Genomic DNA, 12,590 nt, shown 5'->3' on the forward strand with positions numbered 1-12,590 from the left:
ATAAACCAGTTCTGCTGCTTACGGGGTGCTTTGCAATAGCACTCTGTCTCCTGCGGCACAAATGGCTCTCCCTCTTGAGATACTGTTAAGCAACTGTTACTTTGTGTTTCACTCGCAGTATTAGTGAACGGTGATGTGCCTTCAAATGATCCGATACGGTCCAAGATTCAGTTGAAGCGCTCCGCTTTACGCCCCTGTTAATGCACTAAGCGAGGTCTGGATGAATACTGACTTGTCTACTAACGATTTAAAAAATAACGTCAACGGAGCGATCGTAACAGGCGTGCTGCTCATACTGCTGGGTGCCGCCGCGATCGCCTTTCCCTTTTTTAGTACACTTGCTGCTGAAAGCTGGATCGCCTGGATTATTCTTTTCAGCGGTATCTCTAAGCTAACTTATGCGTATCAGACGCGGCAGCAAGAAGGGTTTGTCTGGCAGCTTTTACTGGGTCTTCTTTATATTGGTACGGCAGTGCTGCTGCTGGTCTATCCGCTACAGGGAGTCTTAACGCTGACACTGGCCCTAGGCGCTTTTCTGCTTACAGAAGGCGTTTTCGAGATTGTTTATGCGTTCAAACGACGCTCACAGCCTAACTGGGTTTGGTCGTTGGCAAATGGCATTACAACACTGGTTTTGGGTGGTCTGATTTGGTTTGAGTGGCCCCTGAATGGTCCCTTTGCGATCGGGCTACTGGTCGGTATTAGCATCGTCTTTACAGGTACTTCTAGAATCCTGCTAGCGCTTGCTGCTCGTTCTGGCTTGAATGACGCGCAAACAACCTAAGACATTACGCAGAAACTCTGTACCAACCTTGTAGATGATTCGATGGGTGGAGGGGCGATGTTTTTATGCTGCCATTGCCTCTTTGCGCCATCATCAAACAGTGATTCTAATAAGCAGTACTAAGGGCGATCGTTAATGGGGCAACCCTTATTGGGGCGATCGCTAGTCATGTACTGAACCATCTGGCATTACTGCCTCTTTAAGATAAGCGCCCGAGAGATTTGCTTCCCGCAGGTTAGCCTCGTGGAGGTTCGCTCGATGTAGGTTGGCATCCTGCAAATTTGCCATTGTTAAATTGGCTTTCGCTAAGTTTGCGCCCTGAAGATTTGCCATCATTAAGTTGGTGCCATGCAAGTTCGCGGTACTTAAGTTTGTTGTACTTAAGGTTGCTTCCCGTAGGTCAGCTTCCCGTAGGTTGGCTCCAATCAAGGTCGCTTTGTAGAGGTTTACTCCAATAAGAGTCGCACTGACAAGATTTGCCCCATCCAGCGTTGCGTCAATCAGGTTTGCCATACAGAGATTTGCCAGACTGAGATTCGCCTGCTTCAGATTGCTTCCATAGAGCGTTGCACCAATCAGGTTTGCCATACAAAGGTTTGCCATACTCAGGTTGGTCATGCTTAGGTTAGCCTCTCGCAGATTCGCCATGCTGAAATCTGCCTCGCGTAAATCAGCTTTGTAAAGGCTGGCTTCGTGCAGGTTAGCTTTATGGAGAATAGCTGTGTAAAGCGTCGCTCCTTCCAAAATTGCGGTGCTCAAGTTAGCCTCCCGCAGGTTTGCCATGCTAAGGTCAACCTGACTTAGATCCGCTTCGCGCAAGTCGGCTTTGTAAAGGTTGGCTTCCCGCAGATTGGCTCTATAGAGTATGGCTGTATAAAGCGTGGCTCCCGCAAGCATGGCAATGCCGAGGTTTGCCCCTTCAAGGTTTGCCATACTGAGATCAACCTTTTGAAAGCTCACTTCCCTGAGGTCAGCTTTGTAAAAATTGGCTTCTCGCAGATTAGTGTTTCTAAAGTTTGCTCCCTCAAGGTTGGGACTCGTCTTGGGATGGTTATGCCACCACTCATTCCAGGCGGTTATGCCTTGCTTAAGCAAAGCAAGGTGCCCCTCGTTTGCCATTTAGTCATTCCTCTTGTTGCTGCTAGTTTGCTTACGGCTAGTCTTATTACCGCCAAGACATGGCAGCAGCTTTGCCAAGGCTACTGTTGTTAGTGTTCCCACTTAAGCGGTTGTCGGTAGCAAATTTTTCAGTGGGCTTTCGGTGTGCAGCAAAGACTTCCACAGCAGCAAAAGGATGAAGGATGAATAAAAGCTTTGCTCAAAAGTTTTAAGGCTTATGGCTGTCCTAACGTTCTCTTAACTGCTACATAATCGCAGGCATTCGTGTTTAAGCTGACTGAAATTGCCTCTGCTAGCTCTCTTCGTGTGTCAAGATGTAGCATTAAGCAGCGTGCGTGCTCGATCGCTGTCTGCCTGAATTTGCGCTTTGAGGGCATCAAGGGACGGGAACGACTGTTCCGAGCGCAAAAAGGCTTCTAAGTGAACGATAAGCGTTTGTTCGTATAGATCGCCTGCCCAATCCAGCAAATGCACTTCGATCGTCTGTGTTTTGCCATTTACCGTAGGGCGGTAGCCAATATTCATTACGCCTGGTAAGGACGGGACGGCTGATAGGTCAACCGCATGATCGTGATCGCAGACATGAACGCGCACAGCATAGCTGCCCAAACGTGGTAAGAATTTATCGGGTGGCAGTTGCAAATTGGCTGTCGGAAAGCCAAGCGTGCGTCCCAGTTGTTGCCCTTGCGTGACCTTACCAATGAGCCGATAGGGACGCCCCAAAAGCTGATTAGCATAGGGCAAATTGCCTTCTTGTAATGCCTGCCGAATAGCAGAACTGCTAACGCGCTCGTCTCCTAAATGCTTGAGCGACATAATTGTAACGGCGATCCCATAGCGAGCCGCAATCGCCTGTAAATCTTTTGCCGTCCCCGATCGCTGCTGACCAAAGCAAAAATCTGAACCAATGCTTACCTGCACTGCCTTGAGTTGCTGCACCAGCACTTGCTCAAAAAACTGCTCTGGATTTAAGCTTGCTAACGCACGATCAAAGGGCAAAAGTACAAGCTGTTTGACCCCAAGCGTACTTAGCTGTGCTGCCTTTTCTGTAAGCGGTGTCAGTAACAGGCGTGGTTGTCCTGTAAAAAACTCTTGCGGATGTGGATGAAATGTCACCACAGTCGCATATGGATGAGCGCCTTTATCAACGGTTACAGGCTCTGGCAAAACAGGTTGAATGACCTGTCGATGCCCCTGATGCACACCATCAAAGTTTCCCAGGGCAACGGCAGTCGGAGTCAGAACAGTAGTTGGCGATGAAGTAACCCACACGCTTTACATTTTTACACACAAAGGAACAAAGGCGAGAGGCATTTGTGTTGAGTGCATTCTGTCTTTCTTTACTCCCTGTACCCTACTCATACCGATAGTCCTATTTCAGCCGCGATTGCTCTAGGCTCCAAAGCCATAACAGGCGGTGCAATATGAATCACCAAACCTTCGCGCGCCATTAAGCTGTTAGGAAACGCAGCAGCGACATCTGCCCCCACCTGATCGAGAAAGTCGTCGCTATGCAATGGATCGTGATGGAAGATGACCAGCGTCTTTACATGAGCGGCTTTGGCAATTTTGACAGCTTCTTGCCAGGTTGAGTGCCCCCAACCAACTTTGCTGGATTTCTCCGAGTGGTATTCTTCGTCGGTGTAGGTCGCATCGTAGATGAGTAAGTCAGCTTGATGCGCCAAGGAAAGGACATTTTCATCCAATCGATCAGGAAAATGTTCGGTATCAGTGACATATGCTGCCGCATGACCTCGCCAGTTGACGCGATAGCCTACCGCTTGACCAGGGTGGTTTAGCAGTGCATTTTCGACCACTACATCGTTGATCCGAACCGTTTCGCCGATTTCAATATCATTAAACTTCAGGTCTGCACCCATAATTTGTAGCGGGACAGGGAAGTTTGGATGCAGCATCTGGTCATTTAAGCGCTGCTCCATGGTGGAGCCGTTCGGTGCGATCGCCCCGTAAATGTTGAAGCGGTTACCCTTAGCAAAGGCAGGGACAAAAAAGGGAAAGCCCTGAATGTGATCCCAATGGGAGTGGGTGAAGAACATATGTGCGTCAAGTGGCATCTGCGACAGTAGCGACTGCCCCAGGACACGAATGCCTGTCCCTCCATCAAAAATCAGGCGTTCGCCGCCGACGCGCATTTCAACACAAGGGGTATTGCCGCCATAGCGTACTGTCGAAGAGCCTGGACTGGCAATACTTCCCCGAACGCCCCAGAAGGTGACTGTAAACTGGTTTTCCGTGTTGGACATGGGTGTTTTTTGCAAAATTCGATCAAGCCTCCAGGCTCAGTAATTACCTCAATCACAAAAAGACATAGCCTGGATAAATGTGACATCAAAAACAGTTATTCAACGTACCCTTAAAGACAGCTTCATAAAAAAAGGTGCTCTCTGTCAGTGATCATGATCGCACAATGGACTAAATCTCAGTAATCATGCGGTATTATTTCAGCCACTTAGACGAAACACCGAGCATAAAGCTAATGCGAATCTAATGAGCTTCTAGTTAAAGTACCCCTTCGATCGCGCACACGCACAAAAGTCAGAAGATTTTCTACCAGTATGATTTTTAGTCGTTTTAATTACCTCGTCTGTAGATAACCTCAGTCCGGAAACGTAAAATTCCAGTTTTTTAGGCTGGCTAGTCCTGTTGCTGCGGTTAGGTTGTACTGCAATGGCGTTATTGTAATGTAGTTGTCGCGAATTGCCTGCACATCAGTGGGGGCTAGTTCGCTCAGGCTTGAGTCCTCGTCTACTTCCTCCAACAGCTCGCCAGCGAGCCAGTAATAGGTTTTACCACGCGGGTCGAGCCGCTTCTCAAAAACATCAATATAGCGACGAATGCCCTGTCGTGTAACCTTGACACCTGCGATCGCTGCTGCTGCCACCGCAGGCACATTTACATTCAACAGCAGCAGTTCGGGCAGAGGTTGCTTGGCAAGTTGAGCGACTAGCGATTGGGCAAAGGCGGCGGCTGACTGAAAATCGGACGAGGAAAAACTGGTGAGGCTAAACGCAATACTGGGAATACCCTCAATCACGCCTTCCATTGCTGCTGATACGGTGCCAGAGTACAGCACATCGGTTCCCAGGTTAGACCCGTGATTAATGCCAGAAAGTACCAGGTCGGGTGGGTGATCTAGCAACGCCCACAGTGCTAGTTTAACGCAATCTGAAGGAGTGCCGGAGCATGCCCAGGCTTTGACGCTGGGATGAAAGATAGACTCGACAATTTCAGCGCGAATGGGCTGGTGTAAGGTCAGTCCGTGCCCAGTCGCCGATCGCTCACGATCGGGGCACACAACCGTTACATCATGCCCTGCTTCGGCTAGACTGTTCGCCAGAGCACGAATACCCAGAGCGTAAATGCCATCATCGTTGCTGATGAGTAGTTTCATGAATCAGTGAGAGTGAGGAATGGGGCGTAGGGAGCAGGGAGTAGAGAACTTTGGAGCGCGATCGCTTATGCTTCCACTCAGCTACTAAACTGAAGAATGGATGCAGCAGAAGAAGCCGCATTAGAGCCAACGTTCCCGTTCCAGATCTTATTCAACCCTTTGGGCTGGGAAATTAACTAGTTGTTCGTTGTTCGATCGTGCTTTGTCCTAGAACAACAACCCTAGACCAACAACTAACAACCAACAACTTTTAGTATGACTGTTCAGCTTCAAGAACTCGCCGCACAATTAGAATCCATTCGTCAGGAAGCCCAACAGGCGTTAACGGCGACCGACTCGTTAGACCAACTGGAGCAACTGCGGGTGAAGTACCTGGGCAAGAAGGGACCCATTCCTCAAGTGCTGGGTGGCATGGGGAAACTAGACGCTGTCGATCGACCCCGTATTGGTGCCTTAGCAAATGAAGTAAAGGAAACTATTCAGAAGGAACTCGATCGTCGCCGCCTTGCTCTACAAGCAATTCAGATTCAGGCGCAGCTTGAAGCAGAGACGTTAGATGTCACGATGGCAGGGGTTTATCGTCCTCAGGGGCGCATTCATCCGATTAACGGCATGATGGATCGAGTCACAGACATCTTTGTTGGTTTGGGCTACACTGTCGCCGAAGGTCCAGAAATGGAGACAGACTACTATAACTTCGAGGCACTGAACTTCCTGCCTGATCATCCCGCACGCGATATGCAGGATACGCTGTATCTACCCGACGGGAACATCATGCGAACCCACACCTCCTCGGTGCAAATTCGCTACATGGAGACAAACGATCCGCCTGTACGAATTGTTATGCCGGGGCGCTGCTATCGTCGCGATACAGTTGATGCTACCCACTCGGCTGTCTTCCATCAAGTAGAAATTTTGGCAGTAGATGAGGGACTGACCTTCACCGACTTAAAAGGCACAATTAAAGTGTTTTTGGAACAACTGTTTGGGGAAGTGCCCATTCGCTTTCGCCCCAGTTTCTTTCCTTTCACAGAGCCATCTGCTGAAGTCGATGTGCAGTGGAAAGGGCGCTGGCTTGAGATCATGGGGTGCGGCATGGTAGACCCTAATGTGCTAAAAGCGGTTGGGTATGACCCCGAAGTCTACACAGGCTTTGCTGCTGGTATGGGTGTTGAGCGACTGGCAATGGTGCTGCACCAAATTGATGATATCCGCCGTCTCTACACAAGCGATTTGCGTTTCTTGCAACAGTTTTAGGTTGCTGCAACAAATAGCGCATCTTTAAAGGGAGCCAGAAGCCAGAAGTAGTAAGTAATGCTAAAAGCTACCTTCTGGCTGCGGAACCATGTGGCTTAAGTGGCGGTCGTAGGGCGAATTTGCCGACGATCGATCATTGCCCGGAGCCGTTCTAAGGGATAATCGGACACAAAGCTGTCCCACGGTTTCTTTTGCCCAGCGGCATCGTAAACGTACAAAACTCCGTTAATCATGCGGCTCGACACAATTAAATCTAGCGTTTTAGCCAAGTGTAGGCACTGCGTCAACTCAAGCTGGGTCATAGATTTCAATGGGGAAGCAATGCTTGCTCAGAGACGTTCGGGTTTAAAATGATCCTAAGCAAATGTGATGACAAACACTTGTGATTTCGTACCGAGCGACATGAAATTTATTAAATGTCAGGGCTTACTCAGAAATCGGGTTGCTTCCATACAGGGGACAGTTGGCATCCCAAGACTCTACAACTTGGTTTAGCTCAGCAGTATTTTGCAATGCTGGTGGATTAATGCTGACAGCGATCATTGTTTCTCAAGGCACTCCAACTTCCAAGAAGGCAGTGCAGATTGGAATGCTTTCTCTAGTAAGTTTTTGTTACGCACCGATCGCTGTCAGTAAAACTAGAAACTCAAGCAAACGCAGGATCAACAGGTTGCTGCTGTTGTGCTAACTCCATCAGTCGCTGAATCCGTTCTTCTGTTGCAGGATGAGTGCGAAATAACGACTGTAGCCCCTGGGCTGACAGTGGGTTAACAATCAGCAACGGAGACATAGCTGGATTACCATGCATCGGAATTTCATGACCTGCTGCTTCCAGCTTTTCAAGTGCGTGAGCTAGTGCAAGCGGGTTACCTGTAATCGCAGCAGAGCCTTGATCGGCTGAAAATTCGCGTGTTCGAGAAATGGCAAGTTGGATCAACATTGCAGACAGTGGAGCCAGGACAATGAGAAACAGCAAAACAAAGGGATTCGCAGCGCGCCGAGTGTCACGAGTAACTGGTCCATACAGCGCACCGAGGGTCAGCAACCGACCCAGATAAGTAATGGCTCCTGCCACTGTACCGACAACTGCTTGAGTTAACGTATCGCGGTTTTTCACGTGCGTCAGTTCATGAGCGATCACGCCTTCTAGCTCTTGACGGTTCAACAATTCAGTAATGCCTTCTGTGACGGCGATCGTAGCGTGTTGAGGATCGCGCCCTGTAGCAAACGCATTCGGAGATTTTGTTGGGACGACAAATAGCTTTGGCATGGGAATACCAGCACGATCGCTTAAACGAGTCACCATATCGTAAAGTTCAGGTGCTTGCTCTCGTGCGATCAGCTGCGCTTGATAGGCTGACAATGCTGCCTTATCGGAGTAAAACCAGGAGCCAAAGCTAGTGACTGCGGCAATGCCTAACCCTAGATAAAGACCTGACTCATCACCCACTAGATAATAGCCAGCGAGTACAAACAACCCGCTCAGTAGACCTAGCAGCCCTACCGTTTTGATTTCATTAATGCCAACCATAATTTTACTGACGAGGACTCATAAGGTATTAGCGTTCCACTTAGAGTCTCAAATTACGGTTTGTCATATCTCTATCCTGTGAATGAACTTTGCCTTACTAATGAGATTGTCCTCCTGTACAAGAAGGGAGTTTGGAGGCTACGCCTACAGTCTAGAAACTCTAAATCTGTCCACCTTTTAAGCAAGCTTCAGCTTAATTGCATACAGCGATTGATTCGTTTAGGTATGTAAGACCGTGATTCGCTAAACTTGAGGCTTCAGATCGCCGACCAACAATAGTAAGCTTTAGCTTGAGTCAGTGAGGTAACGGCTCTCAACAAGCAAAGGTGATTGCTATACTACATGAATACTACAAGCGTCACTTAATTCAGTTAAAGCGCTAGTTTCTACCTTCATCTTGGCTTCAGCCCTGACAGCACCCTAGTCTGGAGACCTCACTCTAGAAAAAGGCTGCCTAATTTATGGTCCGTGCTAGCTCCAGGCGTTAAGACGCTGCTCATTCGCCTCCATCCCTAAACCCTAGTCCCCAATTCCATGACTGTGACAGAACCCGGCTCCTATAAAGACACTGTTAATCTTCCAAAGACCAATTTTGACATGCGCGCCAATGCCGTCAAACGGGAACCGGAACTACAGGCATTTTGGGATGAGCAGCAGCTATACCAACGTCTGTCGCAAGAGAATCCAGGCGAATTGTTTGTATTGCATGATGGACCTCCTTATGCTAACGGCTCGTTGCACATGGGGCATGCGCTCAACAAGGTGCTGAAGGATGTGATCAACAAGTACCAGTTGCTATGCGGACGAAAGGTACGCTATGTGCCGGGTTGGGATTGTCATGGGTTGCCGATCGAGCTTAAAGTGCTACAAACCCTCAAATCAGACGAGCGCAAAGCGCTAACACCGTTAAAGCTACGGCAAAAAGCTAAAGAATTTGCCCTCAAAACTGTCGATCAACAGCGACAAAGCTTTAAGAGCTATGGCGTTTGGAGCGATTGGGAGCATCCTTACCTCACTCTGAAACCAGAGTATGAAGCCGCGCAAATTGGCGTCTTTGGGCAGATGGTGCTCAAAGGCTACATCTACCGTGGCTTAAAGCCTGTGTATTGGAGTCCTAGTTCCAAAACGGCACTGGCAGAGGCTGAGCTAGAGTATCCCGAAGGGCACACCTCGCGTAGCCTGTATGCCGCGTTTGAAATCAAGCAGCTTTCACCTGCGCTCATGATGGGGCTAGATTCCTTCATGGGTAAGGGTGAGTTGGGCGTTGCTATCTGGACAACGACTCCCTGGACGATCCCCGCCAACCTGGCAGTGAGCGTGAACCCAGAGCTGATCTATGCAGTTGTGGAAGTGGGCGAAAACGCGCCTGGTCGCTTTAAGTACCTGATTGTGGCGAAAGATCTAGTCGATCGCCTCTCAGAAGTCCTCGGCACCACACTGACTGTACAGGCAACGATGGTGGGCAAAACGCTGGAGCATACAACATATCAACATCCCTTGTTCGATCGCCGGAGCGAAATCGTGATTGGTGGCGATTACGTCACTACAGATGCCGGTACGGGTTTAGTGCATACTGCTCCGGGGCATGGTCAAGATGACTATCTTGTGGGTCAACGCTACGGTTTGCCTATCCTTGCGCCTGTGGATGATGACGGCAACTTTACAGACGAAGCCGGACCGTTTGCTGGGCTGAATGTGCTGGGCGACGGCAATACGGCGGTGATTGCAGCGCTGCAAGAGGCTCAGTCTTTACTGAAAGAAGAGCCTTACGTTCACAAATATCCCTACGACTGGCGCACCAACAAACCAACGATCTTTCGGGCAACGGAACAGTGGTTTGCCTCAGTAGAAGGCTTTCGGGATCAGGCACTGGCAGCGATCGCGGATGTCCGCTGGATTCCGGCTCAGGGCGAAAACCGCATCACGCCAATGGTGGCAGAGCGGTCGGACTGGTGTATCTCTCGTCAGCGGAGTTGGGGTGTACCAATTCCTGTCTTTTACGACGAAGCCACTGCGGAGCCATTATTGACTCAGGAAACGATCGCCTATGTGCAGGCGATCGTCGCTGAGCATGGTTCCGATGCCTGGTGGGAGCGCTCCGTTGATGAATTGCTGCCGGAGGCTTACCGGAACAATGGACATACCTATCGCAAGGGCACCGACACGATGGATGTCTGGTTCGACTCCGGTTCTTCTTGGGCAGCGGTGCTACAGGAGAGGAGTGAGCAAGTGAGGGGTGAGGTGCCAGACCATTCACCCCTCTCTCCTCTCTCCTCTCCTCCTACCTACCCCGCCGATCTGTACCTCGAAGGCTCTGACCAGCATCGTGGGTGGTTCCAGTCCAGTTTGCTGACCAGCGTCGCGGTGAATAATTGCGCGCCGTACAAAACTGTGCTGACTCACGGCTTTGTGCTGGATGAGCAGGGCTACAAAATGAGCAAATCCCTCGGCAACGTCGTTGATCCGATGGTCATTATTAAGGGTGGCAAAAACCAGAAGGAGGAACCACCCTACGGTGCTGATGTACTGCGGTTATGGGTTTCGTCTGTCGATTACTCATCCGATATGCGGCTGGGCAAAACTGTCCTGAAGCAGATGGCAGACGTTTACCGTAAGATCCGCAATACGGCGCGTTTTTTGCTGGGCAACCTGCATGATTTTGATCCTGCTAAAAATGCCGTGCCCTATGAGCAACTGCCGGAACTCGATCGCTACCTCCTCCATCGCATTAACGAAGTCTTTAGCGAAGTAACCGATGCGTTTGACAGCTTCCAGTTTTTCCGCTTCTTCCAAACGGTGCTGAACTTTTGCGTGGTCGATCTCTCTAACTTTTATCTGGATAGCGCCAAAGATCGACTTTATATCAGCGCTGAAAATTCGCCCCGTCGTCGCAGTTGCCAAACTGTTCTGGCAATCGCCCTCGAAAACCTGGCAAAGGCGATCGCGCCTGTCCTCTCGCATATGGCAGAAGACATCTGGCAAGCGCTACCCTATACCACGCCGCATACGTCTGTTTTTCAAGCAGGTTGGGTCATGCTAGATGACCAGTGGCACGCACCAGCACTGGCTACCAAATGGCAAACCCTTGCTCAAAGCCGTGATGAGGTCAACAAGGTGCTTGAAAAAGCCCGCGCTGACAAAGCGATCGGTTCGTCGCTGGAAGCAAAACTGCTGCTGTATACAGCTGATGCCCAACTTAAAGAGACATTACAGGCACTTAACGTCTCTGGTAGCCTGAGCGGCAACGGTGTAGATGAACTCCGCTACCTGTTTCTCACCTCTCAAGTGGAGCTGCTAGACACTGTTGATCGCATCACTGGGCTCAAGTACAGCGCTCAGGCAAACGCCCTTCAAATTGGAGTTGTGGATGCGGAGGGTAAAAAATGCGATCGCTGCTGGAACTACTCCGCTCACGTTGGCGAATCGGCTGCACATCCCTTACTCTGTGAACGCTGCATTCCAGCGCTGGAAGGGGCATTTTGAGCAAAAGGAACACTCGTCTTTAATAGCCTTGCTAAGAAGGGCTTAGAAGCTGAAATGTCCAGCCCTCAAGGGTTGTGGGCAATGTCGACCATGCGGAGATCGTGGTTCATAGCGAATAAGCAGGCTATTTGTAGCATCGAAAGACCAGATGAGTGCACCACTTTTTGGTATGAAATTAGACTTATGGGGGAAGACGAACCTTACTTTAAGTTTGATAGTATCCACTTAGTTTTTGCCATGCAATTCTGTAAGGTATCGAGCTAGCTGATCTTACGCTGGGGTAAAGGTAATACGAATGAACAGCAATCAGTAATGAGCAAATGTTGATTTATTGCGCCATTTACAAATAGCTGAACTATAATCACGGCACACATTTGAATCCACAATGCTAGAGGCTTAAGCTATGAACAAGAGTGAATTAGTAGACGCGATCGCTGAAAAGGCATCCATTACGAAGAAAGATGCGGATGCAGTGCTTAGTGCAGCAGTCGACGCCATTATCGAAGCGGTCTCTGCTGGTGACAAAGTGACGTTGGTTGGCTTTGGCACCTTTGAAGCTCGTCAGCGCCAAGAACGCGAAGGACGTAACCCTAGCACTGGTAAGCCAATTAAGATTCCGGCAACAACTGTTCCGGCATTCTCAGCAGGCAAATTGTTCAAGGAAAAGGTGGCTCCAGCTAAAGAGGAAAAGCCAGTAGAGGAGAAAGCCACTAAATCAAAAACGAAGGCGAAGAAGTAGCCCCTTGTGCGATCGCGTTAAGGGGATGAACGATTGTCCAATGACTGGGTGCTTACAAGCACTATCAGGGTGCAGTGGTTTCTCGTCTGGAATGCTCAGGCTTTTCAGAGACAAGGCTGGAGGGCATCACTTTACAACATTGGGCAGGTTGATCGATCGCTGCATTGCCAAACGAACGGCGAACGTTAGTCTGCCCTTTTACGTCTGGTTGCCTTAAGACAAGGAGATCAGACAGTTTTGTTTCTGCTTTCTACTTATTCTGCTT

The 12,590-nt window shown here is 49.5% G+C and carries 11 protein-coding genes; 5 read left to right on the top strand and 6 right to left on the bottom strand.

Features of this window, described 5'->3' with window-relative positions:
- Window positions 1–220 precede the first annotated feature (220 nt).
- Window positions 221–784: an HdeD family acid-resistance protein gene (locus H6F86_RS30590; protein WP_190455192.1), complete on the top strand. Its 564-nt coding sequence runs from the start codon at window positions 221–223 to the stop codon at window positions 782–784.
- Window positions 785–946: 162 nt separating this feature from the next.
- Here the strand turns inward: H6F86_RS30590 and H6F86_RS30595 are convergent, their stop codons facing one another.
- The 4 genes from H6F86_RS30595 to surE all read right to left on the bottom strand — a co-directional run bounded on the left by H6F86_RS30595 (window position 947) and on the right by surE (window position 5,315).
- Complete coding sequence (locus H6F86_RS30595; protein ID WP_190455194.1) at window positions 947–1,903, bottom strand: pentapeptide repeat-containing protein; 957 nt, start codon at window positions 1,901–1,903, stop codon at window positions 947–949.
- A 309-nt stretch (window positions 1,904–2,212) separates the two neighbouring features.
- Window positions 2,213–3,175, bottom strand: a complete 963-nt coding sequence (locus H6F86_RS30600) for a bifunctional riboflavin kinase/FAD synthetase (RefSeq protein WP_190455197.1) — start codon at window positions 3,173–3,175, stop codon at window positions 2,213–2,215.
- An 86-nt stretch (window positions 3,176–3,261) separates the two neighbouring features.
- The gene (locus H6F86_RS30605) at window positions 3,262–4,167 is read right to left on the bottom strand and encodes an MBL fold metallo-hydrolase (protein ID WP_190455200.1); all 906 of its coding nucleotides are present in this window, start codon (window positions 4,165–4,167) and stop codon (window positions 3,262–3,264) included.
- A gap of 353 nt (window positions 4,168–4,520) precedes the next feature.
- Window positions 4,521–5,315: a 5'/3'-nucleotidase SurE gene (surE, locus tag H6F86_RS30610; protein ID WP_190455205.1), complete on the bottom strand. Its 795-nt coding sequence runs from the start codon at window positions 5,313–5,315 to the stop codon at window positions 4,521–4,523.
- 255 nt (window positions 5,316–5,570) lie between these two features.
- Here surE and pheS point away from each other — a divergent pair, with 255 nt between their 5' ends.
- Entirely contained in the window at window positions 5,571–6,572 is a 1,002-nt protein-coding gene (gene pheS, locus H6F86_RS30615; protein ID WP_190455208.1) for a phenylalanine--tRNA ligase subunit alpha, read from the top strand.
- A gap of 95 nt (window positions 6,573–6,667) precedes the next feature.
- Here pheS and H6F86_RS30620 read toward each other — a convergent pair whose 3' ends face one another.
- Both H6F86_RS30620 and H6F86_RS30625 read right to left on the bottom strand, forming a co-directional pair.
- Entirely contained in the window at window positions 6,668–6,874 is a 207-nt protein-coding gene (locus tag H6F86_RS30620; protein ID WP_190455209.1) for a hypothetical protein, read from the bottom strand.
- Window positions 6,875–7,218: 344 nt separating this feature from the next.
- Entirely contained in the window at window positions 7,219–8,103 is an 885-nt protein-coding gene (locus tag H6F86_RS30625) for a M48 family metalloprotease (RefSeq protein ID WP_190455212.1), read from the bottom strand.
- Window positions 8,104–8,643: 540 nt separating this feature from the next.
- On the opposite strand from H6F86_RS30625, the gene ileS reads away from it, so the two are divergent.
- From ileS to H6F86_RS30640, 3 genes are all read left to right on the top strand, one after another.
- Window positions 8,644–11,586 (top strand): isoleucine--tRNA ligase, encoded by a 2,943-nt coding sequence (gene ileS / locus H6F86_RS30630; RefSeq protein WP_347241452.1) that lies wholly within the window; start codon window positions 8,644–8,646, stop codon window positions 11,584–11,586.
- Window positions 11,587–11,989: 403 nt separating this feature from the next.
- Complete coding sequence (locus H6F86_RS30635; protein ID WP_190455217.1) at window positions 11,990–12,325, top strand: HU family DNA-binding protein; 336 nt, start codon at window positions 11,990–11,992, stop codon at window positions 12,323–12,325.
- A gap of 33 nt (window positions 12,326–12,358) precedes the next feature.
- A complete protein-coding gene (locus H6F86_RS30640; protein WP_190455220.1) occupies window positions 12,359–12,514 on the top strand; it encodes a hypothetical protein in 156 nt (51 codons plus the stop codon).
- Window positions 12,515–12,590 lie beyond the last annotated feature (76 nt).

The organism is Phormidium sp. FACHB-592 (genome assembly GCF_014695795.1).
Classification (GTDB): domain Bacteria; phylum Cyanobacteriota; class Cyanobacteriia; order Leptolyngbyales; family Leptolyngbyaceae; genus Stenomitos.

Excerpts from the sequence above, each read along its gene's own strand:
- H6F86_RS30590 (WP_190455192.1), top strand. The coding sequence starts at position 221 with ATGAATACTGACTTGTCTACTAACGATTTAAAAAATAACGTCAACGGA.
- H6F86_RS30595 (WP_190455194.1), bottom strand. The coding sequence starts at position 1,903 with ATGGCAAACGAGGGGCACCTTGCTTTGCTTAAGCAAGGCATAACCGCC.
- H6F86_RS30605 (WP_190455200.1), bottom strand. The coding sequence starts at position 4,167 with ATGTCCAACACGGAAAACCAGTTTACAGTCACCTTCTGGGGCGTTCGG.
- surE (WP_190455205.1), bottom strand. The coding sequence starts at position 5,315 with ATGAAACTACTCATCAGCAACGATGATGGCATTTACGCTCTGGGTATT.
- pheS (WP_190455208.1), top strand. The coding sequence starts at position 5,571 with ATGACTGTTCAGCTTCAAGAACTCGCCGCACAATTAGAATCCATTCGT.
- H6F86_RS30620 (WP_190455209.1), bottom strand. The coding sequence starts at position 6,874 with ATGACCCAGCTTGAGTTGACGCAGTGCCTACACTTGGCTAAAACGCTA.
- H6F86_RS30625 (WP_190455212.1), bottom strand. The coding sequence starts at position 8,103 with ATGGTTGGCATTAATGAAATCAAAACGGTAGGGCTGCTAGGTCTACTG.
- H6F86_RS30635 (WP_190455217.1), top strand. The coding sequence starts at position 11,990 with ATGAACAAGAGTGAATTAGTAGACGCGATCGCTGAAAAGGCATCCATT.